Source organism: Geobacter metallireducens GS-15 (genome assembly GCF_000012925.1).
GTDB lineage: Bacteria > Desulfobacterota > Desulfuromonadia > Geobacterales > Geobacteraceae > Geobacter > Geobacter metallireducens.
The window spans coordinates 197,971-219,356 of sequence record NC_007517.1 but is presented as its reverse complement, the minus strand read 5'-3'; the positions used below and the strand labels follow the sequence as shown (position 1 = coordinate 219,356).

At 64.7% G+C, this 21,386-nt stretch carries 21 protein-coding genes; 6 read left to right on the top strand and 15 right to left on the bottom strand.

What is annotated here, in order from left to right; translation table 11 throughout:
- The first annotated feature begins 41 nt into the window (after positions 1–41).
- Entirely contained in the window at positions 42–1,127 is a 1,086-nt protein-coding gene (locus GMET_RS00945; RefSeq protein WP_004512777.1) for a ribonuclease Z, read from the top strand.
- A gap of 117 nt (positions 1,128–1,244) precedes the next feature.
- On the opposite strand, the gene GMET_RS00940 is transcribed toward GMET_RS00945, so the two are convergent.
- Entirely contained in the window at positions 1,245–2,177 is a 933-nt protein-coding gene (locus tag GMET_RS00940) for a YeiH family protein (protein ID WP_004512776.1), read from the bottom strand.
- A 107-nt stretch (positions 2,178–2,284) separates the two neighbouring features.
- Between GMET_RS00940 and GMET_RS00935 the strand changes: the two genes are divergently transcribed.
- The gene (locus GMET_RS00935; protein WP_004512775.1) at positions 2,285–3,175 is read left to right on the top strand and encodes a LysR family transcriptional regulator; all 891 of its coding nucleotides are present in this window, start codon (positions 2,285–2,287) and stop codon (positions 3,173–3,175) included.
- Between the two features lie 402 nt (positions 3,176–3,577).
- Here GMET_RS00935 and rdgC read toward each other — a convergent pair whose 3' ends face one another.
- On the bottom strand, positions 3,578–4,744 hold the full coding sequence (gene rdgC, locus GMET_RS00930) for a recombination-associated protein RdgC (RefSeq protein ID WP_004512774.1): 1,167 nt from the start codon (positions 4,742–4,744) through the stop codon (positions 3,578–3,580).
- A 218-nt stretch (positions 4,745–4,962) separates the two neighbouring features.
- Between rdgC and GMET_RS00925 the strand changes: the two genes are divergently transcribed.
- Positions 4,963–5,472: a chemotaxis protein CheX gene (locus GMET_RS00925; protein WP_004512773.1), complete on the top strand. Its 510-nt coding sequence runs from the start codon at positions 4,963–4,965 to the stop codon at positions 5,470–5,472.
- 81 nt (positions 5,473–5,553) lie between these two features.
- Positions 5,554–6,069 carry a thiol peroxidase gene (gene tpx / locus GMET_RS00920; protein ID WP_004512772.1) on the top strand — a complete coding sequence of 172 codons (516 nt, stop codon included), beginning with the start codon at positions 5,554–5,556 and terminating at the stop codon, positions 6,067–6,069.
- A gap of 87 nt (positions 6,070–6,156) precedes the next feature.
- Here tpx and GMET_RS00915 read toward each other — a convergent pair whose 3' ends face one another.
- From GMET_RS00915 to tkt, 7 genes are all read right to left on the bottom strand, one after another.
- Positions 6,157–6,336, bottom strand: a complete 180-nt coding sequence (locus GMET_RS00915; protein WP_004512771.1) for a hypothetical protein — start codon at positions 6,334–6,336, stop codon at positions 6,157–6,159.
- 105 nt (positions 6,337–6,441) lie between these two features.
- On the bottom strand, positions 6,442–8,715 hold the full coding sequence (locus GMET_RS00910; protein WP_004512770.1) for a Tex family protein: 2,274 nt from the start codon (positions 8,713–8,715) through the stop codon (positions 6,442–6,444).
- A gap of 86 nt (positions 8,716–8,801) precedes the next feature.
- Positions 8,802–8,972: a hypothetical protein gene (locus GMET_RS18700; RefSeq protein WP_004512769.1), complete on the bottom strand. Its 171-nt coding sequence runs from the start codon at positions 8,970–8,972 to the stop codon at positions 8,802–8,804.
- Between the two features lie 26 nt (positions 8,973–8,998).
- Complete coding sequence (locus GMET_RS00905; RefSeq protein WP_004512768.1) at positions 8,999–9,421, bottom strand: thiol-disulfide oxidoreductase DCC family protein; 423 nt, start codon at positions 9,419–9,421, stop codon at positions 8,999–9,001.
- 65 nt (positions 9,422–9,486) lie between these two features.
- Positions 9,487–9,963 carry a MaoC family dehydratase gene (locus tag GMET_RS00900; RefSeq protein ID WP_004512767.1) on the bottom strand — a complete coding sequence of 159 codons (477 nt, stop codon included), beginning with the start codon at positions 9,961–9,963 and terminating at the stop codon, positions 9,487–9,489.
- A gap of 177 nt (positions 9,964–10,140) precedes the next feature.
- Complete coding sequence (locus GMET_RS00895; protein WP_004512766.1) at positions 10,141–10,740, bottom strand: tRNA-uridine aminocarboxypropyltransferase; 600 nt, start codon at positions 10,738–10,740, stop codon at positions 10,141–10,143.
- 6 nt (positions 10,741–10,746) lie between these two features.
- A complete protein-coding gene (gene tkt / locus GMET_RS00890; protein WP_004512765.1) occupies positions 10,747–12,753 on the bottom strand; it encodes a transketolase in 2,007 nt (668 codons plus the stop codon).
- Between the two features lie 81 nt (positions 12,754–12,834).
- Between tkt and merA the strand changes: the two genes are divergently transcribed.
- Together merA and GMET_RS18695 are read left to right on the top strand one after the other, a co-directional pair.
- Positions 12,835–14,244 carry a mercury(II) reductase gene (merA, locus tag GMET_RS00885; protein ID WP_004512764.1) on the top strand — a complete coding sequence of 470 codons (1,410 nt, stop codon included), beginning with the start codon at positions 12,835–12,837 and terminating at the stop codon, positions 14,242–14,244.
- A 31-nt stretch (positions 14,245–14,275) separates the two neighbouring features.
- Positions 14,276–15,070 carry a hypothetical protein gene (locus GMET_RS18695; RefSeq protein WP_011365631.1) on the top strand — a complete coding sequence of 265 codons (795 nt, stop codon included), beginning with the start codon at positions 14,276–14,278 and terminating at the stop codon, positions 15,068–15,070.
- Here GMET_RS18695 and GMET_RS00875 read toward each other — a convergent pair.
- From GMET_RS00875 to GMET_RS00855, 6 genes are all read right to left on the bottom strand, one after another.
- Positions 15,067–15,966, bottom strand: coding sequence for a C40 family peptidase (locus GMET_RS00875; RefSeq protein ID WP_004512762.1), 900 nt, complete (start codon positions 15,964–15,966; stop codon positions 15,067–15,069). The two genes, GMET_RS18695 and GMET_RS00875, sit on opposite strands and share 4 nt — an antisense overlap.
- A 163-nt stretch (positions 15,967–16,129) precedes the next feature.
- Positions 16,130–16,462 carry a DUF3147 family protein gene (locus GMET_RS00870; RefSeq protein WP_004512761.1) on the bottom strand — a complete coding sequence of 111 codons (333 nt, stop codon included), beginning with the start codon at positions 16,460–16,462 and terminating at the stop codon, positions 16,130–16,132.
- A gap of 12 nt (positions 16,463–16,474) precedes the next feature.
- Positions 16,475–17,875: an NADH-quinone oxidoreductase subunit N gene (locus tag GMET_RS00865; protein WP_004512760.1), complete on the bottom strand. Its 1,401-nt coding sequence runs from the start codon at positions 17,873–17,875 to the stop codon at positions 16,475–16,477.
- Positions 17,872–19,362 carry a complex I subunit 4 family protein gene (locus GMET_RS00860; RefSeq protein ID WP_004512759.1) on the bottom strand — a complete coding sequence of 497 codons (1,491 nt, stop codon included), beginning with the start codon at positions 19,360–19,362 and terminating at the stop codon, positions 17,872–17,874. Before GMET_RS00860 ends, GMET_RS00865 begins: the two co-directional genes overlap by 4 nt.
- A 49-nt stretch (positions 19,363–19,411) precedes the next feature.
- Positions 19,412–19,582: a hypothetical protein gene (locus GMET_RS18690; protein ID WP_004512758.1), complete on the bottom strand. Its 171-nt coding sequence runs from the start codon at positions 19,580–19,582 to the stop codon at positions 19,412–19,414.
- Positions 19,579–21,369 (bottom strand): cytochrome c3 family protein, encoded by a 1,791-nt coding sequence (locus GMET_RS00855; protein WP_004512757.1) that lies wholly within the window; start codon positions 21,367–21,369, stop codon positions 19,579–19,581. Before GMET_RS00855 ends, GMET_RS18690 begins: the two co-directional genes overlap by 4 nt.
- Positions 21,370–21,386 lie beyond the last annotated feature (17 nt).

Here is a 21,386-nt window from a genome sequence, read left to right as displayed (position 1 = left end):
TCCGTGTTATTAAACGCTTTTCAAGGCCGCGAGGCACCACCATGAAACGCCTCCCCTTCCGCTATCTGGAACCCACCTTCTGCGCGGGGCTCCTGGACGACCCGGTCCTCCTGGTGAACGTCCGCCCCCTGGGGCGCGCCATCCTCGTGGACTGCGGCCAGCTCCACCACCTGGCCAAGCGGGTCCTCAAATCCCTCGACGCAATCTTTATCACCCACGCCCACATGGACCACTTCATGGGGTTCGACACCCTCGTTCGCCACATCCACGTCTCCCCCCGGACGGTGCAGCTTTTCGGCCCGGCAGGGATCGCCGGGAAGGTGACGGCCAAGCTGGCCGGCTACGACTGGAACCTGACCGAATCCTACTGGTGCACCTTCCGGGTCCACGAGGTCCATCCCGACAGAATCATCAATTTCACCTTCCCCGGCGCCCAGGGTTTTCCCTGTCTGCCGGAGGGGGAAACGCCGCGCGCGGGGACGGAGATCTACCGCAACCCGCTTCTCACGGTGGACGCCGCCATCTGCGACCACAACGCCATCCCCACCCTCGCCTTCCGGATCACCGAGCGCCCCTCCTTCTGGATCGACGGGGGAAAGATCGCGTCGGAAGAGCTTGTGCCGGGGGAGTGGCTGCGGGAGCTGAAGAGCCGCTTTTACCGGGGGGAACTGGATGGCAGAACAATCACGGTCCCCTGCCGGACAGCCGCCGGCGGCGTGGAGGAGCGAAGCGTCCACGGCCGGGAGCTCTTCGAGGCGATCCGGCGGGACCAGGAACCGGCCGGCATCGGCTACCTCACCGACATCGGGGCGAGCGCCGGGAACCTGGCCACGGCGCGGCGGCTCCTGACAGGCGTCACACTCCTCGCCTGCGAGTGCTCATTCCTGGCCGCGGACAGGGACAAGGCCCGCACCTCCCACCACCTCTGCACGACCGACGTCTCGGCCCTCGCCCGGGAGCTCCGCCCCGGCTGGCTCCTCCCCATGCACCTCTCCAAGAGCTACAACACGAAGGGCCACCTCATCTACGATGAACTGGCCCTTGCGCCGGAAACCCGGCTGATCCGCCTCCCCGAGCACCTCACCCCCCGGCCACTTCTGCCGACGGAGTTTCCGAAGCTGGGATGACTGCGGACAGCCCCGTCAGTGGCATCACCCGTTCTGCCTTGAACCATCCCTCCGTAACGGGACCGGAAACGGTGGTGCAACGAAGGCCTCTGATCCCATTCGGGACCGATGACCGGCTCACGCAAGCCCGACCACTTTCAGGGCAACAAGCGTAAGCGTGCTGACCACCCCCCAGAGCGTGACCGCGTGCAAGAGGGGCCTTATCCCGACCGCCCCCACCACCTCCCTGCTGAGCCCCGCGCCAACCATGAACAAGGTCATGACGAGGCATTGTTTGGCGACAGCAGCCAGCACTCCCCAGTACTGCCCGAACATTGGCAGTACTGTTCTGATGGTTGCGGCACCGATAAATCCCACGATGAACAGAAGAATCCTGGCCCTCTGTTTCCCCCCTTTGATCAACGATACCGCCATGACAGCCGGTGCGATCCAGATGGCCCTCGTCAGCTTGACCGTCGTCCCGATGGTCAACGCCAAGGGACCATAGGCGGACGTGGCACCAACAACACTGCTGGTGTCGTGGATGGCAAGCCCGGACCAGACCCCGAACATAGTCTGGTCAAGCTGCAGCCAGCGGCCGATCAACGGAAAGAGCAGGAGCGCCACGGAATTCAGGGTGAAGACCGTTGCCAAGGCCACCGCCGTTTCGTCATCCTTCGCCTTCAAGACGGGTGCCATGGCCGCGATGGCACTGCCGCCGCAGATTGCCGTGCCGAACGAAATAAGGGCCGAGGTGTTGCGGTCCGTCCGGAACAGCGTGCCCAGGACAGAGCCCACCAGGAGGGTCCCTGCGATGCCGATGGCGCTATACCAAATGGAGTTTTTCCCGGTCTGTAGCACCTCGCCCAGCCCCAGCCCGAAGCCGAGTCCGACGACCGAGACCTGCAGCAGCTTTGTGCTGTAGTGGGCGGTTTTCCGGGGCCATTGGTTCCCCAACAGCAGACTGAAGGATATCCCCATGACCAACGCCAGGGCAGTACCAACCCATGGGGTAGCGCACAGTGCCAGTAGAATGACGAATAACACCTTGTGGAGCCTGGTTGCGTTCATGACATCCTCCCCGATGCATGTTTTGATTGCATCATAGGCCATCTCGCATATAATAAAAAATGAGTAATATCTATCAATATGTTCAATATTTTTTATAAGGGACTGCAATGGCTATTACCGTGAGGCAACTGGAAATATTTGAAAAGGTTGCCCGATGCGAGCATGTGACCCAGGCAAGCAGTCAGCTCTTCATAACGCAGTCGGCGGTGAGCATGGCCATTGCCGAACTGGAGCGGCTGGCGGGGGCCCCGCTCTTCGAGCGCCACGGCAAGCGCCTGCTCCTGAATGATCGGGGACGCAAGATCCTGCCGGAAGCCGTGGAGGTGATCAGAAGAATCCGGGCGATAGAGCAGTTCCTCGAAGACTCCGCCGGCGAACCCCGGGGGGTCCTGACCATCGGGGCAAGCACCACCATCGGCAACTATATTCTGCCCGACATCGTTGCCGAATTTTCGAGGAACTACCCCCAGGCAAAGGTGTTGCTGACCATCGCGAATGCCCAGCAGATCGAGAATGCTCTGGAAAATGGGGAGCTCGACCTGGGACTGATCGAAGGGATTCCCCATTCCAGGGTTCTCGACACATCCCCCTGGAAAAATGATGAATTGGTCGTCGTGGTTGGCAAAGGGCATCCGTGGGGGGGCAGAAAAAAGGCTTCTGTGGAGATGTTGCACGGCGCCCCCTGGATCATGCGTGAAAAGGGGTCCGGAACGAGGGAGGTTTTTGAGGCGGCAATGGCCCGAAAAGGGATAGAGTTCTCAATCGCCCTGGAATTGGGGCATACCGAAGCCATCAAGAAGGCCACTGAAGCGGGCCTGGGGGTAGGATGCCTCTCGAAAATTGCCGTCGAAAGGGAGCTGGAACAGGGCTGGCTCGTGGAGGTTGCGTGCTCTCTTGACTTACGGAGAACCCTTTCGGTCCAGACAAGGGAATGTCGATACCAGACGAGGTTATTGCAGGAATTTCTCTCCCTGTTGAACCAGTACCGGGACACATGACCAAACGACGCGCACGTGCGCATGACGGCTGGTCAGCCTGCTGCTGACGGGAACACCCCCTCACCGGGTCTTGCTCCCCCACAGCTTCCCCAGCCACGCAAGAACCCTGTACCGGATGTCGTGGAAGCGGTGAAACCTCTCCCGCACGAGCCGGAGCGCCTGGGGGCCGGCATGGCGCCCGCTGTCGAACAGTCAGGTTCCCGCCCCAGTACCAGAAAGAAGTCTATGTGTTCCGTTTGATTCTGTTGGGTATGGTGTCAGCCGCATTTTTCAGCAGCACGTTTGTACTGAACCGGGCTTGCCGGCTTCGGCATCTTCTATTCCCTGCTCAGCTTCAGTGCGTCATACACTCGACAGGAGTTCGGGGGACATCCATGATGTGTTATTACCAAAAGCACCTCGCTACTCTCCCGCCAGCCACCCCTCGATCCGCGCCAGCTCCTCCCCCCAGCCGGCCCCGAGCCGGGCCTTCAGAAACTCCCCGTAGAGGCTGTCGAAGAGCTGCAGACCCTGCTCGATGACGTACATCCGCTCGTAGAAGGCGGCCTCCCGCTCGCTCCCCTCGTCCACGTGGTCCCCCTTCTCGATGGCCACCTTGGGGGCCTTGAAGGAGGCAAAGTGGAAGAGCTCACCCTTGAGGGTCAGCTTCCAGGCGTTCTCCTCCTGCTCCAGGTAGAGAGTCGACTCGGTGATCCGCTTGCCGTGGGCAAGGGCGGTGCGGGCCTCCCGGAAGTGATCCTGGGGGCCGGCGACGGTGATCTTCTGGGTGCCGGCCTCGCCGGCGCTCATGAGGACGAGGCGGTCGTTGAGATAGGCCACGAAGGGGTCGTCGGCCAGGGCCGGTCCGGGCCGGCTCACCCGGTACTCGGACGCCTCGGTCATGGTCCGGTGGAGGAGCCAAAGGAGGAAGTCCCACCCGAGCCACTGGTTGCTCCGGATAAGGTCGATGGCGGCGTCGCTGGTGGCGAGGTTGGACTTCTCCAGGGCCGGCTGCAGCTCCTCGCCGACGACCGCCTCGGCCCGGCTGTAGGGGTGGATCGCCACCAAGCGCGCCCCCTCGAAGGTCTTCTTGAACTGGGCCTCGAAGAGCTCGATGATGGGGGCCGACAGGGAGGTGAAGCTGACGATGCCGGTGCGGGTGTCCCAGACCGCGTCCCACGTGGAGGGGACCGGCAGGGTCTTGGCCAGGAGGCTGAGGCGCACCGCCTCCTTCAGCTCCTCCCGCTTCTGCTTCGGCACCCGGTTGAGGCCGGGGTTGGCGGAAAGATGCTCGTGCTCGGCCACCTGGAGGTAGGCTTTCACCAGCGCCGCGGGGAGCTTCCGCTGGTCGCGGCGCAGGGTGAAGGTGACGTAGTGGTCGCGCCAGAAGGCGGCGGTGGTATCGAAGCTCATCTGGCGGTGGTCGTCCAGGTGGACCCACCCCACGGACTGCTCGGCGGCACCCTGGTCGATGGGCTGAAAGGCCTGCTTGGCAAGATTTTCTGCAATAAAGGGGTAGAGATCGCCAGAGGGGAGGTCCCCCGCGACGCGGAACTGACAGACGGCAACGGTGCCGGAAAGGATGCCCATGGATAGTCTCCTTGCTTGGAAAGTAAAAGGGGAGACTTCATACACCCATTGGGGCTCGGAGGGCAAGTACTTTGTACGGCCGTCACGGCTCTCTTCCCAGCGAAGATGGTGTCTGCGAGAAAATGCTAAAGTTTTCGCTAAGGTGGCCGATACGCTTCCCTATGGGGCGTCCCCTATATTCCGCGCGCCATCTCTGCCTGTCAAAAAGGAGCCTGCGTATGCCGCTTAGCTTCACCGTAGGAGGCGCGACCCTGGCCGAAGAGGATCTGGCCACCCACATAGTCGGGGCGGTCAAGAACATCTTCGCCACTATGATCTTCATTAGCGATATCGAGGACAGATATCCCCTGGACAAGCCAGTTTCCCACTTCACCTGCAGCATCTCGGGGATGGTGGGGCTCGGCGGCGACTGCACGGGGATGGTGGGAATCCACATTCCCGAGGAGCTTGCCCGGGAGGCTACGGCATCCATGCTCGGCATGGAGATGGATGAGATCGAAGGCGACGGCGACGTGCACGACGCCATGGGGGAGCTGACCAACATGCTGGCCGGCGAGGTCAAGATGATCTTCTCCGCCAGGGGGATGAGCGTCTGCCTTTCCACGCCGTCGGTCATCTCCGGCAGGGAGTACTCGGTGGAGGTGGTGTCCAGCGGCGCGGCGGTGGTGGTCCCCTTTGACCGGGGGGAGCACCGTTTCCTGGCAACGCTGCAGCTGGAAGGAAGCTGACGCGGCACGAGGTTCCTCCTTTTCTTTTCGCCCCCATGGAGTAGACTTGTGGGGCAATCAACCCGAAAAGGAGGAACACCAATGCAGGAACGCCCAGGCATCATCACCTTCAAGGGAAACCCCATGACGCTCCTCGGCCCGGCCCTGGCGGTGGGTGACAAGGCCCCGGCCTTCATCGCCGTGGACACCGGCCTCGCCCCGGTATCCCTGGCCGACTTCGCCGGGAAGGTCAAAATCATCAGCGCCGTCCCCTCCCTCGACACACCGGTCTGCGACACGGAGACCCGCCGCTTCAACCAGGAAGCGGCAACTCTGCCGGACAATGTCGTGCTGCTCACCGTGAGCATGGACCTCCCCTTTGCCCAGAAGCGCTGGTGCGGTGCCGCCGGCATCGACCGGGTAAAGACCCTCTCCGACTACCGGGACCGCTCCTTCGGCCTCGCCTACGGGGTGGTCATCAAGGAGCTGATGCTCCTCTCCCGCTCCCTCTTCGTCATCGACGCCACGGACACCATCCGGTACCTCCAGCATGTGCCCGAAGTGACCAGCGAGCCCGACTACGCGGCGGTTCTTGCCGCGGCCAAGAGTCTCCTGTAGCCGACAACCAGTACGCCGGAACGGAAAAGGCCTGCACAAAATGCAGGCCTTTTTTTGTGGTACCGCTATGCAATTGTCGTCGGGACGCTACCCGTGCCTCTCGAAGGGCTTCCAGTAGTCGAGCCGCAGGTCCATGTCGTGGCTCTCCCCGGCAATCTTGTCGAGAATCCAGTCAATCACCGAGAAGACAATGAGGGGGAAGCCGAACAAGACCGCTGAAAAGATCCAGATGATCACCTTGATAACCATCCTTGCCATTTCCTTCATCGCTGTTCCTCCTTCCGCATTCCGGGTTTCTTGTGCGGCGCAGCATTAACCGCGCCTAAAAAACAATACCGCAAGTAGCCGGAATGTCAAGGAGATCACCCGCAATCACCGCTTCTTCACCCGGAAGCCTGCCTTTTCCAGCTTCGCCAGGTCGAGACCGCCGGAGCCCTTCTCCTCTCGGGGCGGACGCTCGCTCTTGGGGCGCGCTCCCCCTTCCATGGCCTCGCGGATGGAGAGGGAGATGCGCTTTCGGGGCACGTCCACGGCCAGGACCTTCACCTTCACCACCTCCCCCACCCGCACCGCCTCGTTGGGATCCTTGACGAACCGGGTGGAGAGATGGCTCACATGGACGAGGCCGTCCTGGTGGACGCCGATATCCACAAAGGCGCCGAAGGCGGTGACGTTGGTCACCACCCCCTGGAGCACCATCCCCTCCTTGAGGTCTGACAACTCCCGGATGTCGTCCCGGAAGGCGGCGGTCTTGAACTCCTCCCGGGGGTCGCGCCCCGGCTTTTTCAGCTCCGCCACGATGTCCCGCAGGGTCGGGAGTCCCAGGTCCCCGGTCACGTAGCGCTTGAGGTCGATCCGCGCCACCAGGGCCGGATCGGCGGCAAGCTGTGCCAGGGACGCGCCCAGATCGGCGGCCATGGCCTCCACCACCGGGTAGCGCTCCGGGTGGACAGCGGTGTTGTCGAGGGGATGCTCGCCCCCCCGGATGCGGAGGAAGCCCGCCGCCTGCTCAAAGGCCTTCTCGCCAAAGCGGGGGACCTTCAGGAGCCCCCGCCGGGAGGCGAAGGGGCCCTCGGCGTCCCGCCGGGTCACGATGGCCTTGGCCAGGGACTGCCCCACCCCCGAGACGTAGGAGAGAAGCGCCCAGGAAGCGGTGTTGAGATCAACGCCGACAAAGTTGACGCACGACTCCACCACATCGTCCAGGGCTTTTTTCAGGGCCTTCTGGTCCACGTCGTGCTGGTACTGCCCGACGCCGATGCTCTTGGGATCGATCTTCACCAGCTCCGCCAGGGGATCCTGGAGGCGGCGGGCGATGGAGATGGCCCCCCTCACCGTGAGGTCCAGCTCCGGGAACTCCTCCCGGGCAATCTCCGACGCCGAGTAGACACTGGCCCCGGCCTCGCTCACCATGACCACCGGCACCCGCTTACCCGCCTCGGCCAGGGTCTCCTTGGCGAACTGCTCAATCTCGCGGCCGGCGGTGCCGTTCCCCACGGCAATCATCTCGACATCGTGGGCTTCAACGAGGCGCAGGAAATCTTTCTTCGCCCCGGCGACACGCGCCTCGCCGGTGTGGGGGTAGATGGTCACGTGCTCCAGGAAGCGGCCGGTGCCGTCCACCGCCGCCAGCTTGGAGCCGGTCCGAAGCCCCGGGTCGATGCCGAGGGCCCACTTCCCCCCGGCCGGAGGGGCCAGGAGGAGATTCCGCAGGTTCTGGGCAAAGACCCGGATGGCCGCCTCGTCGGCCAGCTTTTTGGCCTCAAGTCGCAGCTCCACCTCGATGGAGGGGGCCATGAGCCGCTTGTAGGCATCCTCGGCCACCCGCTCCAGGAGCGGCCGGAAAATGCTTTCCCGGGTCGCGAGCCGTCCCTTGAGGCCGGTGTGGATCTCCGCCACCGGCGCCTCCACGGCCAAAAGCAGCACCTCCTCCTTCTCCCCCCGGCGCATGGCGAGCATCCGGTGGGAGGGGACGCTCTTCAGAGGCTCCCGGTGGTCGTAGTACATCTCGAACTTGGTGACCGCTTCCTTCTTGTCGCTGGCCACCCGGGAGGCGAAGATGCCGTCGTCCCAGGTGAGTCGGCGGACAAAGGCCCGGGCGTCGGCATCGTCGGCCAGCCGCTCCGCCAGGATATGCCCTGCCCCCTCCAGGGCCGCAGCCGCGTCGGGGACCTCCCTGGCCGGGTCCACGAAGGGGAGCGCCACCTCCTCCGGCGTGCCGGCCATAAGTTCCTGGGCCGCCAAGATCTCGGCCAGGGGCTCCAGCCCCCGCTCCTTGGCAATGGTGGCCTTGGTGCGGCGCTTGGGCTTGTAGGGGAGGTAGAGGTCCTCCACCTCCGTCTTCTGCCGGGAGCCCACGATGCGGAGCTTCAGCTCGGGGGTCAGCTTCCCCTGCTCCTCGATGGACTTCAGCACCGTGACCTTCCGCTCCTCCAGCTCGGTGAAGTAGCCGAGGCGCTCCTCCACGGTGCGGATCTGCACCTCGTCCAGCTCCCCGGTCCGCTCCTTCCGGTACCGGGCGATGAACGGCACCGTGGCCCCCTCCTTTAGGAGCTCCACGGTGTTTTCCACCTGGAACGGCTTCAGGCCGGTCTCTTCGATGATGAAGGTGGTGATTTTCGTGAGTACGTCGTTGTTCAGGCTCATGGATGGTCCTTTGTTCGGCGGATGAAAAGGGGAAGGATACTACCACAGGGGGGGCAGACTTGAAAGAGGGAAGCGGGCGGCAAGGGTCACCCGCGCATCCTCCGGGTCTTCAGACCGCAGATGGGGCAGCGGCTGGAGGCGACCGCCTCTTCGCAGACCTCGCACCAGTACCACGTCTCCTCGTCCTTGCCGCAGTGGGGACACTTCTCGCCGGGCTTCCCCTGGCCGCACCGGCACCGTGACGCCTCTTCACCCATGGCTTTGTCTCCCTTCGTGTGCAGGATCACTCTTCCCGCTGCCCGATCCGGCAGCTCCCCCCTGCGCACGTTTCACGGCGACGGGGGAGGTATTTCCTGATGCGGGCGAAACCCCGGTAACCGGCCCGGGCCAGAAGGTTCACCCCCGGAAGCATCACGAGGGCACCGAGGAATCCATAGAGGGTTGAGGCCGGAAAGGCCTGCCAGATCGCCCAGAACGCCTCCACGGACAGGTAGACCCGGCCGGTCCGGTCGATGGCGTGCATCTGGTACATAAACGCGTCGAGAGTGATGCCGTAGGGGGTGGGGTCGAAGGAAGGGGCGCTGATGTCGACGAACAGGAGGCGCCCCCCGTGCTCCTTGCGCATGTAGGCCTCCATCTCCGTGGCGCAGACGGAGCAGGAGCCGTCGTAGAAGACACTGAGGGGAAATTCGGGAGGGACTGGCATCGGCAGACCTCGCAGTCGGATCGTTCCGAAACCTATACCACGGAACCGGCCGACGGCAACCCGCCTCAGGGGTAGAGCCGGAAAAGCTGCTCGGCCACGCAGGCGGGCTTCGGCTCCCCTTCGATTTCAACGGTGATTTCGTAGGTAATCTGCACCGCGGAACCCAGGGGCTCCAGGGCCGTAAGCCTGGTCCGGGCCCGGATGCGTAAGCCGGTCTTCACCGGCGCCGGGAACCGGACCCGGTTGAGGCCGTAGTTGACCCGCAGCCGCATGCCGGGGTAGTTCCGCTCGAACTGCCCCGGGGCGTTGGCCTCGGTGAGGAAGGGGAGAAGGGACAAGGTCAGGAAGCCGTGGGCGATGGTGGTGCCGTAGGGGGATTCGCTCCGGGCCCGCTCCGGGTCGGTGTGAATCCACTGCACGTCCGCCGTTGCCGCCGCAAAGGCGTCGATCCGCGCCTGCTCCATGACGAGCCAGGGGCCCACGTGGATCTCGGTGCCGAGCTTCGGGGCGAGGAAGGCAATGAGTTCGTCTGCGGCGGACATGGCGGGTCTCCTGGAAACTACAGGCAAAATAACACTGAGCAACAGAGCAACAGAGGAATCAAAACCTCCAGGCAAAATCATCAATCATGCGGGTGCCGTTGTTGAGAACATAAAAAAATTCTTTCTCAGGTTTTACTCCGTTGCTCTGTTGCTTGTATGTTTCAAAAATTGTCTGGTTCAAATGGCGCGCCCGCCGGCGCTGAGGGTTCTTCGCACCATGAGGCGGAAGAGCTCCTCCAGGCCGGTCTGGACTGCCGGTGATTCAATGATCCCGAGGGCCCGGGCAATGGCCTCGAAGGTGGCGAGCCCCTGGGGGTGGTTTTCCCGGCGGATGCCCCACTCGGTGGGGAGGCCCTCGGGAAGCCGGACCATCTCCGCGTGGTCGAGGCCGGGAAGCCGCCGCCCCATGCGGGACGCCTGGCGCCAGGTGCCGTCCGGTACCACGAGGGTGACGGGGCGGCGGTCCCGCTCCAGAAGCTCCCTCGTCAGGACCGGCACGTCGTCACCGGGATAGAGAAGGAGGGTCCGGCGCTCCGGAGTTGCCAGGTCGCCCAGGTCCAGGAGGGAGTCCCGCTCGCCGTGGATGCGGAGCTCGCTGTTGGGGAGGGCCGCCAGGGCCAGGGGACCGGTGGCCGTGGGCTTCGGGTATTCCCGGTGGTGCATGACGAGGACCACGCGGGTCGTCAGGTCATACCGGGGGATGGCCGGGCAGACGCACCGCTCCAGATGCATGCGGCAGCGGCCGCACCGCTCGCTTCGCTTCGATCGGGTTCCCATAATCCTCTAGCGCCCCACGAGCTCTCTTACCCGCTGGGCCACTTGGGGCGGGGTGAAGCCGAACTGCTCGGCAAGGACCTTTTCCGGGGCCGAGGCACCGAAGCCCTCCATGCCGATGAAGAGGCCCCCCGGGCCGAGGAGTCGCCACCAGAGGCCGCCGTGCCCTGCCTCCACCGCCACCCGGGGGACGCGGCCCGGCAGGAGCCGGCGCCGGTACGCCTCGGGCTGGGCCAGGAAGGTTTCGAGAGAGGGGACCGACACTACCCGGGCCGTCACCCCTTCGCCGGCCAGGATATCTGCCGCGGCCAGGGCCAGCCCCACCTCGGAACCGCTTGCCATGATGACCACGTCGGGCGTTGCCCCGTCTTGCCGGACCGCGTACCCCCCCTTGGCGAAGGTTTTCGCATCCAGTGGTTCCTCCCGCATGATGGCCGGCACCTTCTGGCGGGTGAGGATGAGGGCCGTGGGGCCGTCGGCGCGGCGCAGGGCCGCGTTCCAGGCCAGGGCCGTCTCGGGGCCGTCGGCGGGGCGGATGACCCGGAGATTGGGAATGAGCCGCAGCGACGAGAGCTGCTCCACCGGCTGGTGGGTGGGGCCGTCCTCCCCCAGGAAGATCGAGTCGTGGGTGAAGACGTAGATCGCCTGCTGCTTCATGAGGGCCGCGAGCCGGATGCTTGGCCGGCAGTAGTCGGAGAAGACCAGGAAGGTGGCGCCGTAGGGGATGAAGCAGCCGTAGCGGGCCATGCCGTTCATGACGGCGGCCATGGCGTGCTCACGGATGCCGAAGTGGAGGTTCCGCCCCCTGTAGCTCCCCGCAAGCACCGACGGTGATTCCGCGATCCAGGTGTTGGTGGAGGGTTCCAGGTCGGCGGAGCCGCCGGCCAGGGCCGGCATTGCCGCGGCCGCGGCCTGGATCACCTTTCCCGACAGGGCGCGGGTGGCGCCGGTACTCCCCTCAACGGCGGCTAGGAGCCGGGTTTCCAGGTCTTTCGGGATCGCCTTCTGCCACATGCCGTCCCAGAGCCGGGCCTTGTCGGGGTTGCGGCGGCGCCAGCGGCGGAACTCATCCTCCCAGGCGGCGTAGGCCGCGACAAGCTCCTCCCGACGCTTGTCGCAGATCTCACGCACCCGCTCCGGCACGTGGAACAGTTCATCGGGCCACCCAAGATTCCTGCGGGTGGCGGCCGCCTCTTCGGCGCCCAGGGGGGAGCCGTGGGCGGCGGCCGTGTCGTGCTTTCCCGGCGAGCCCTGGGCGATGTGGGTCCGGGCAATGATGAGGGAGGGGCGGTCCCGCTCCACCTTGGCCCGCCAGAGGGCCTCCCCCACCTGGCCGATATCGTGGCCGTCCACCTTCTGCACCTGCCACCCCAGGGCCGTGAAGCGTCCGGCCGTATCATCCGAAAAGGCGAGATCCGTGGACCCCTCGATGGTGATCCGGTTGTCGTCGTAGATATAAACGATGTTGCCGAGCTTCAGGTGTCCCGCCAGGGAGGCCGCCTCCTGGCTGATTCCCTCCATGAGGTCCCCATCGCTCACGATGGCGTAGACCTGGTGGCCGCACGGGTCGAAGCGCTCGTCGGCAAAGCGGGCAGAGGCCATCCGGGCCGCCAGGGCCATGCCGACCCCCATGGCGAACCCCTGCCCCAGGGGGCCGGTGGTCACCTCGACGCCGGGGGTGTGGCCGAACTCCGGGTGGCCCGGGGTGCGGCTCCCCCACTGGCGGAACCGTTTCAGCTCGTCCAGGGGGAGGTCAAAGCCGAAGAGGTGGAGGAGGCTATAGAGGAGCATGGAGCCGTGCCCCGCCGAGAGGACGAAGCGGTCCCGTCCGGCCCATTCCGGGTCGGTGGGGGCAAAGCGAAGGTGGGAATGCCAGAGGAGGAAGGCATAGTCCGCAGCCCCCATGGGGAGCCCGGGATGGCCCGAGTTGGCCGCCTCCACGGCGTCCACCGCCAGCATTCTGAGGGTATCGGCGCCGAGGCGGGCGTCTTCGCTGGTAAGTACTGGTGCTGACATGGTGTCCTCCCTGACAATTGTTGTTCAAAGCTTCTCAAACGGCTGCGGTCGGGTACACTTTCTCTCAAAGGAGATCCGACAATGCCCGACGACACACACGATCTCGTCATCCTCGGCTCCGGCTCCACCGCCTTTGCCGCGGCGCTCAGGGCCCAGTCCTACGGGACGCGGGTCCTCATGGTGGAAAAGGGGGTGCCGGGCGGCACCTGCATCAACTGGGGGTGCGTCCCAAGCAAGACGCTGATCCATGCCGCGTTATTCTATCAGGAGGGGAAGCTCGGGGCAAGGCTCGGGCTCGGGGAATGCGGCGGGACGGTGGTTCTAGAGCGCCTCATGGCCCGCAAAGATCAGGTGGTGGGGCATCTCCGCCAGACGAAATACCTTGATATCCTCCAGGATGTGCCGGGGCTTCAACTGGTGAAGGGGACCGGCCGCTTCCTAGGGCCCGACCGGCTGGAGGTGGGGGACCGGGAGATCAGGAGCGAGCGGTTTCTGGTGGCCGTGGGGGGGGATCCCCGGGTCCCGCGGATTCCTGGTTTGGAATCGACCCCCTTTCTCACGAGCCGGGGGACTCTCCTCCTCAAGACCATTCCTCAGTCCCTTGTCATCATCGGCGGCGGGGTCATCGCCGTGGAAATGGGGCAGATGTTCCAGCGCCTCGGCGCCAAGGTAACGATCCTGGAGCACGGTCCCCGCATCCTGGGGCCGGTGGAGCCGGAGCCGGCCCTGGCGGTGCGTGACTTTCTGCGGGCGGAGGGAATGAAGATCGTCTGCCGCACCACGATCTGCTTGGCGGCCCAGGACGGGGCCGGGGTGCGCGTGGAGGCGGAACGGGACGGGGAGCGGGTGAGCTTCACCGCCGAAAAGCTCCTCGTGGCGACGGGAACGGCTCCGGCCACCAACGGGATCGGGCTGGAGCTGGCCGGGGTTGAAACCGACCCGCGGGGGTTCGTGACGGTGGATGAACGGATGCGGACCACGGCGCCGGGTATCTGGGCCGCCGGCGACTGCACCGGCGGGATGATGATCGCCACGGTCGGCGCCCGGGAAGGGATCGTGGCGGTGGACGACATGCTGAACCCCGGCTGCGGCTGCTCCATGGATTTTTTGAGCGCTCCCATGGCCATCTTCACCGACCCGGAGGTGGGGATGGTGGGGCACACCGAAGAGGGTGCCAAAGCCGCCGGCTTCGACGTGGTCGTGAATGTGATGCCGGTGGCGGCCATCCCCAAGGCCCACGTCACCGGCCACACAGCCGGGGTCATCAAGATGGTGGCGGACAAGGCCACGGGCCGTCTCCTGGGGGTGCATCTGGCCTGCCACCGGGGAGCGGACATCATCAACGAGGCAGCCCTGGCCATCCGCTTCCGGGCCACGGTGGAGGATCTGGCAAACGCGTTGCATGTCTATCCTTCGATGGGGGAGGGCCTGAGGCTCTGCGCCCAGGGATTCAGTAGGGATATCAGCCGGTTGTCGTGCTGTGCCGAATAGCTGTTCCACACGGATCATGACGGGGCGGGCCATGGAGAGGAGCGCAAAAAGTACACACCTGGACCCTGAATTGTCACGGCGGCTCCACCGGGCCCTCACCTGCGGCAAGGAGGAGCTCTTCGAGGCAATCCTCGACTCCTCCCCCGAGGTGCTCCGGGCGGCCCTCCGGAACCCCGCCCTGGACGGTAACCACCTCCTCGCCCTCCTGGGGCGCCGGGACCTGACCGAGGATCTCCTCAGGACCGTGGCTGGGCTTGATACGGTGGCGGGGAACCACAACCTGACCGTGGCCCTGGTCCAGAATCCTGCAACCCCGGCCGGCGTAGCCCTGTCGCTCCTTCCCCGTCTCTACCTCTTCGAACTCGTTACCCTCAGCGAGCTTCCGGGGACCACTCCCGACCAGCGGCTGGCGGCGGAGCGGGCCATCGTCCAGCGGCTCCCCACCACTCCCCTGGGGAACCGGATCACCCTTGCCCGCCGGGCCAGCGCCTCGGTCCTCGATGCCCTCATGAAGGAGGGGGACGTGCGGGTGGTGGAGCCGTGCCTCGCCAACCCCCGCCTCAAGGAGGCGTCGGTCTTCCAGCTTGTCTCAAGCGCCCGCTCCTCCACCGAGGCCATTGCCGCCGTGGCCCGCCACCAGCGATGGGCGAGCCGCCCCAACCTGAAAATTGCCATGATCAAGAATCCCCGCACTCCCTCGACGGTCTTTGTTTCGCTTCTTGCCGGGGCACCGGCCATGGAACTTCGGAACCTGGCAGTCTCGGGCCGCCTCGGCCAGGAGCAAAAGCGGCTTATCGGCGAGGAACTCCGGCGCAGGGGATTCTAGGGGTACCACCGTCGCACGACAAAGGTCTTCTCTCCCCTCCCGTTTTTCTCCGCGAACCGATCCACAGGCACCCTCTTTCCCATCACCTCGGACAGAACATCCCGCAGCGGCCTCACGGCCACACCGTCCCGCTTTCCCGGCACCGGGCCGAGTCGGCTCTCGATGGTCCGCTCCCGGTCAAGGACGATAATCACGTGTCCCTTCCAGACGATGAGGTCCAGGGGCTCCAGTTGCTGGCGGATCTCTTCTGTAGAGAGCCCGGCAATGGGCACCCCCCGGCCGTAGCCAGCAAGGGCGCTCGTGTTGCGGGGGGTGACGCCGTCGGTGGCCTCGTAGAGGAGCCCCGAGCAGTCGAGCCCTTGCAGCAGCCAGCGGCGCTCCGTCTCGGCGGAGAGTTTTCCCGCCGGGGGAAAGAGGCGGATCATATCCGGCACCCCCGCACGGACGTTTCCTCCCCAGACGTAACGGCTTCCCCGGGCCGCCAGGAGTCGGGTGATGATCTTGTTGCGGGAAGGAAGTTTCCGGGCACGGGGATGGGGCGTTTCGTCCGTGAGCCGTACGAAGCGGGCATCCACAAAGTAGCCTGTCGTGGTCGGGTAGGGGTAGTCGTCGGTGGTGACCCGGTGGACCACCGATCCCCCCCTGCGGAGCGTCTCCTGCACCGTAAAGGCTGCCCCCGGCAGGGCGATGAACTCTAGTTCTCGGATCTGTCCCTGGTGGTCGGTTTTGACGGTCCTGCCGTCCTGGCCGCCGAATACGCGGGGAAAATCCGGGGTGTTGAGCACCGGCGTCGGCAACTCTGCCACTGCGTAGTGCTGCGCATCGCCTGCCCGGGCCACGGTCGTACTCAGCAGCATGAGAAAGGCCGCGGCTGCGGCCTTCAACCAGCGAGACATGACAATTCCTTTCGTTGCTACGTGAGGCATTTGCAAAACGTGATGAGGAGGCCGGGATGCTAGGCGCAAGCGAACGAGGAAGCGACGCGTACCCGTTGGTACGTTGAGCTTTCGAGCGAGCGGCAACAACGCAGACCGGTCCCGCAATAGTTTTGTAAGTGCCTCACCTGAGAAAATACTGGTGCACTGCGGCCCCGGTCAGCCAGACACCGAAGCTGGCCGCCAGGACCAGGGGCAGGGGGAACTGGCGCCGGAAGAGGAACAAGGCTGCCACGAAAAAGAGGACCGTCGGGATGATCCCCCAGAGGACCCCCTTCGTGTACCCCTCCATGAGCCGGTAGTCTCCCGGCGCGTCGGACCAGAGCCAGAGGAGGACCAGGAGGCTCGTGAGGGGCATGGTGGCGATGAGGCCCCCGAGGGTCGGGAAGCGTTTGCCGATTTTGGCGCAGGCGATGATGATGACGAGGCTGATGAGGGCCTTTATGATGCTCTGCACGGGGGCTCCGTTCTAGCGAAGAATCGCGGCTGCCAGGTCGAAGAGGGGGCCGGGCCAGATGCCGAGGATGAAGATGGCGAGGGCTGCAATGCCAAGGGAGAGCGCTTCCGCAACGGTGGGGCGTTGGCCGGAGCCCGTCTCATCCGCCGGTTTCATGTAGAGGTTCACCACCACCCGCAGGTAGTAGTAGGCCGAGGCCGCCGCCGTGAGGATGCCGATGACCGCCAGGGGAGCCTCTCCCCCTTTCAGGGCCGCGAAGAAGATGGCGAACTTTCCCACAAAGCCCACCGTTGGAGGAATCCCTGCCAGGGCGAGCATGGCCACGGCCAGCACCACCCCCTGGAAGGGGCGGTGATAGCCGAGCCCCCGGAGGTCATCCACCTGTTCCAGCGGCGTTTCTCCCTCCAGGGAGGCAAGGGCGCCGAAGGCAGCCAGGACCATGGCTCCGTAGGCCACGGCATAAAACGCCGCAGCCTCGTACCCCCGTCCCCCCGACAGGAGCGCCAGGGCCACGTACCCCATCTGGGCCACGGATGAGTAGGCGAGCATCCGCTTCACGTTGGGCTGCAGGAGTGCCGCCAGGTTCCCGACGGTCATGGAGAGGAACGCCAGCCCCCAGAGGGGCGCCCGCAGGGTGCCGAGCGTTCCGAGGGGGGAGAGAATGAGCAGGAAAAGGGCGATGGCCGCCCCCTTGGAGCCGGAGGCGAGGAAGGCCACCACCGGCGTCGGCCCCCCCTGGTAGATGTCCGGGGTCCAGAGGTGGGCCGGTGCCAGGGATATCTTGAAGGCGAGCCCCGCCAAGAGGAGCCCCCATCCCGCCAGGGCGATCCCTCCCCCGGCTGCCGAGGCGGCCACGGCCCGGCTAATCTCCAGGGTCCCCGTGGCCCCGTAGAGGAGCGCGATGCCGAATGCCACAAAGGCCGCCGACACGGCCCCCATGAGGAGGTACTTGAGCCCTGCCTCCCCGGACGCCGGGCGGTTGTGGTCGTAGGCCACCAGAATGTAGAAGGCGAAGGTGAGGGCCTCCAGCCCCAGGAAGAGGGTCAGGAAGTTGGCCGCGCTCGCCACCACACCCATGCCGAAGGTGCCGAAGAGGATCGTGGCCGGGTACTCCTCCCCCTTAAGCCCCTGCCGCGCCGCATGGTCTCGGGCCAGGAGGAGCGACAAGCCTGCCGTCACGGCGAAAAATACGAGGAAGAAGCGGGTAAAGGGGGTGACGGTCACTCCCAGAGTCGGCGGCGCCAGGGGCTGCGGCGGAGCCAGCATCGCCCAGAGAGCCGTGCCGGCGCAGACGGCAACGCCGATGACGGTTCCGCACCGTCCCGGCACGATTGCCCCGAGCATGAGCACGAAGACGCTCCCGCAGGCGAGGATCAGAAGAGGGATGAGGGCCCAGAGTTCGGTTATGGTCATGGCGTCGCCCCCGTCAGGAGCGCCACCGGCACCTTGAGGATATCCAGGAGCGGTTTCGGATGGACACCGATATACACGTCGATCGTCGCCAGCACCGCCAGAAGCGCCTCCTCCCGCAGGGTCACGTCCGGCAGTCGCAGGGGCCGCCGCTCCGTCTGGAAGAGCACCTCCTGCACGAGCCTCACTGTGTAGATGAGCGGCAGCACGATGCCGATAAAGGCGATGGCCGCTGCCGCCGGCGTAGTCCGGAAGACCCCCGCAAGGATCAGGAATTCGCCCGTGAAGTTGTTGAGCCCCGGCAACCCCGCCGATGTCATGGCGAAAAGGAGAAAGAAGAAGGCGAGCTTGGGCGCTTTCCCCCACACCCCGCCGTAGGCGGCGATCTCCCGGGTATCGGTCCGTTCGTCCAGCATCCCCACCAGGGCGAAGAGGGCGCCGGTGGTGACGCCGTGGTTCACCATCTGGAGGATGGAACCGGACAGGGCCACCGGGCTCCAGGAGGCGATTCCCAGGGCCACGAACCCCATGTGCCCCACGCTGGAGTAGGCCACCATCCGCTTCATGTCCTCCTGGGCATAGGCGACCCACGAGGCGTAGAGGATGCCGACGACGGCCAGCGCCGAAATGAAGGGCGTGAACCCCTTGGCCGCCTCGGGAAAGAGGGGGTAGCCGAAGCGAACCAGCCCATAGGCCCCGGTTTTCAGGAGGAGCGCCGCCAGGATCACGCTCCCGGCCGTGGGGGCGTCGGTGTGGGCATCGGGGAGCCAGGTGTGCACCGGGAAGAGGGGGAACTTGATGGCGAAGGCCAGGAGAAACGCCCCGAAGAGCCACGGTGCCGCGGCGTGGGCTATGGGGGCCTTGGCCAGGAGGGGGAGGGTGAAGGTGTAGATGCCGGTGGCATCGCCATGTATGAGGTAGACCCCGATGATGGCCAGGAGCATCAGGAGTGAACCGGCCAGGGTGTAGAGGAAGAACTTCACCGCCGAGTAGATGCGGCGGCCGTGTCCCCAGATGCCGATCAGGAAGAACATGGGGATCAGCATCACCTCCCAGAAGAGGTAGAAGAGGACGAGATCCAGGGCGAGGAAGACCCCCATGAGCCCGCTCTCCATGAGGAGGATGAGGAAATAGTGGAGGGCCGTCCGCTCGGTGACGGCGCGCCACGATACCGCCATGGCGACCACCGTGATGAAGGCCGTGAGCGCCACCATGAGGAGGCTGATCCCGTCCATCCCAAGGAGGTAGCGGATGCCGAAGCGCTCGATCCACACGGCATCCTCCCAGAGGAAATACCCCGTCGGCGCGCCGGGGGCGGCGGGCATCCCCGTGGCGGCCACCAGAAGCCACGCCGCCAGGGCCAGTTCGGCAACGGCAAACCCCAGGGCCACGGCGCGGGCAGACGTCCGGCAGTGCCAGACCGGCGCTAAACAGAGGCATCCCGCCAGGGGGAGGAAGATGAGGATGGTGAGGATCGGATAGTCGGTCACGATCAAGTACCTGTTTTACGACATCACGTTTTGTGGCAACCCGCCACCGTCACAGCTCATTGCGGAAGCGGATCAGGAGATAGAAGCAGACGCAGCCCCCCGCCCCCATGAGTATATCGCGCAGCCACGGAATCGGCTTCTCCAGCATGGAATAGATGAGCGGATCGAGCAGGGCGCTCGTTAGGAGTCCGACGGCACCCCATGACAGAAGCTTTTTCAATGCACAACCCTCGCCTGACGCGCCTTGGCGACATCTCCCTTGGCCCGGCTGTAGAACTCCTGCTCCTTGATCGACGGCAAGGAGAAGTCTCCCTCAATTTGCCAACGATCCTTCAAATAGAACCAGGGTGCCAGGCTGGACAAGCGGTATCCATCGAGGACGTCGATTTTTTCAGACTTCATGTCACGAATGGAAAGCCCCTTCTTCCCGGCAACTACCACGTGACTCCCGCTGAAGGGTAAAGCGCCGGCGTCAGTGAAGTCCCATTCCACATGCTGGCGCTGCTCGCCGTCGGGCAACTCGTGGCACGAGGCGCAAGGACGGCTTTTCCCATATTTATGGGAGACCTTGTCCATCTGGATCCATGCCAGTGCCCGGTTGTTCTCGGGCAAGCCGTCGAACAGCCCGACATACCCGTAAGCGTCATCGGTGCGCTGCAGGTCGGGCAGTTCTTTGGGCCAGCGCCAGTGCAGCCCCGGCTTCAATGCCGACTCCTTCTGGTTCAGGACCGCCATCGGAAATGGTTTTACCGGTATCCAGCGCCCGTTTTGATCGCGTATCAGAATAGGCTCCTTCATGATCCCGTAGTATTCCTTGTACTTGAAGAAGGGCGTGTTTGAACCGGCCAGTTTGCCTGGTCCCCAGAAGGTCCCCTGGTAGCCGGAAATGTTCTGAATGTGGCATGCTTCGCAGGAGAGAGTTTTGTGTAGCGTCAGCTTGTGGCTGGCGACCTGCCGCTCGTGGCACCGGTCGCAACGTCCCTGCCGCTTGATCATCCCATGTCCCAGGCCGCTCTTGGATCCGCTGTTTTCGTGGCAGTCGAGACAGCCAACCTTCTTAGCCTGATGGATGTCCGGCTCCATTCCCTCCGGGTTGGCGTAGCTGCCGCCGAAATAGCCCGCTCCCCGGCGCCGCTCCTCCGGCCCGGCATGGCAGATCTGCCCACGGCCGCCACCATAGCAGCTTTCCGGCTTCGGTACTCGGTTGAAGGTGTGTATCCCCCGCTTTGGGTTGGCCGGATCCGTCGGCTGTGGATCGTAGTGACAATCGAGGCACCCCACGTGGCAGGTGTTGCAACTGCGCTGGTTCAACGCACTTTGCTCCCGAGAAAAGGGGACGGCCGTGTTGGTTGAGATTCTCTCGTAATTTCCATTGAACCATGCGCCGCAGTTATGGGGGCCTCGCTGTTGGTCGGTCCAGCTCTGGTATCGGCTCTGTTTGGCGTTGCGTCCCATAGTACTCTGGGTGAACTCGGAGAACTCCTTGGCATGGCAGGCGCCGCAGGTCTTCTCCATGACGCCGAAATCCTGGGAAAGATTGTCTCGACGCTTGTCCTGATAGAGGATCAGGGTGACATTGGGGTCGATGACCACCTTGCCGTCCCTGACGATTTGATGCTGAATACGGGTCATGGGATTGCCGGTCAGCTTCAGAGGGGCCTCGCGCTGTACAGACTCGGCCAGCATCCCTTTCTTGCGCACCAATAGCAACCGTCCCATGCCCCGGTGGGCAGCCGTGCGGCCCGGGTTCGTCGGGTCTCCCAAATGGCAATCTGAACAGGCTGCGTTCATGCCTGATTGCCTGGTTGCCTCCTCAGCAGTCACGCTCAGGTGGGGGAAGCCGAACCGAAGCATTTTCGACCGGTCCGCGTGGCAGCCACTGCACGTATCAGGAGGCTGAGCTGCATCAGAAGGCTGAGCTGCGCCGACCTGCACAAAAAGCAGTAGCAGAATAAGGGAAGCGACAGACTGCAGGATGCACCGGCAGTGAGCAGTGATGATGGTCATGCCAAGCTCCTTGTCTG

Coding starts and splice junctions, on each gene's coding strand:
- GMET_RS00935 (WP_004512775.1), top strand. CDS start 2,285: ATGGCTATTACCGTGAGGCAACTGGAAATATTTGAAAAGGTTGCCCGA.
- GMET_RS00915 (WP_004512771.1), bottom strand. CDS start 6,336: ATGAAGGAAATGGCAAGGATGGTTATCAAGGTGATCATCTGGATCTTT.
- GMET_RS00910 (WP_004512770.1), bottom strand. CDS start 8,715: ATGAGCCTGAACAACGACGTACTCACGAAAATCACCACCTTCATCATC.
- GMET_RS00925 (WP_004512773.1), top strand. CDS start 4,963: ATGCCGCTTAGCTTCACCGTAGGAGGCGCGACCCTGGCCGAAGAGGAT.
- GMET_RS00905 (WP_004512768.1), bottom strand. CDS start 9,421: ATGCCAGTCCCTCCCGAATTTCCCCTCAGTGTCTTCTACGACGGCTCC.
- tpx (WP_004512772.1), top strand. CDS start 5,554: ATGCAGGAACGCCCAGGCATCATCACCTTCAAGGGAAACCCCATGACG.
- GMET_RS00940 (WP_004512776.1), bottom strand. CDS start 2,177: ATGAACGCAACCAGGCTCCACAAGGTGTTATTCGTCATTCTACTGGCA.
- merA (WP_004512764.1), top strand. CDS start 12,835: ATGCCCGACGACACACACGATCTCGTCATCCTCGGCTCCGGCTCCACC.
- GMET_RS00855 (WP_004512757.1), bottom strand. CDS start 21,369: ATGACCATCATCACTGCTCACTGCCGGTGCATCCTGCAGTCTGTCGCT.
- GMET_RS00895 (WP_004512766.1), bottom strand. CDS start 10,740: ATGGGAACCCGATCGAAGCGAAGCGAGCGGTGCGGCCGCTGCCGCATG.
- GMET_RS00945 (WP_004512777.1), top strand. CDS start 42: ATGAAACGCCTCCCCTTCCGCTATCTGGAACCCACCTTCTGCGCGGGG.
- rdgC (WP_004512774.1), bottom strand. CDS start 4,744: ATGGGCATCCTTTCCGGCACCGTTGCCGTCTGTCAGTTCCGCGTCGCG.
- tkt (WP_004512765.1), bottom strand. CDS start 12,753: ATGTCAGCACCAGTACTTACCAGCGAAGACGCCCGCCTCGGCGCCGAT.
- GMET_RS00875 (WP_004512762.1), bottom strand. CDS start 15,966: ATGTCTCGCTGGTTGAAGGCCGCAGCCGCGGCCTTTCTCATGCTGCTG.
- GMET_RS00900 (WP_004512767.1), bottom strand. CDS start 9,963: ATGTCCGCCGCAGACGAACTCATTGCCTTCCTCGCCCCGAAGCTCGGC.
- GMET_RS18695 (WP_011365631.1), top strand. CDS start 14,276: ATGGAGAGGAGCGCAAAAAGTACACACCTGGACCCTGAATTGTCACGG.
- GMET_RS18700 (WP_004512769.1), bottom strand. CDS start 8,972: ATGGGTGAAGAGGCGTCACGGTGCCGGTGCGGCCAGGGGAAGCCCGGC.
- GMET_RS00865 (WP_004512760.1), bottom strand. CDS start 17,875: ATGACCATAACCGAACTCTGGGCCCTCATCCCTCTTCTGATCCTCGCC.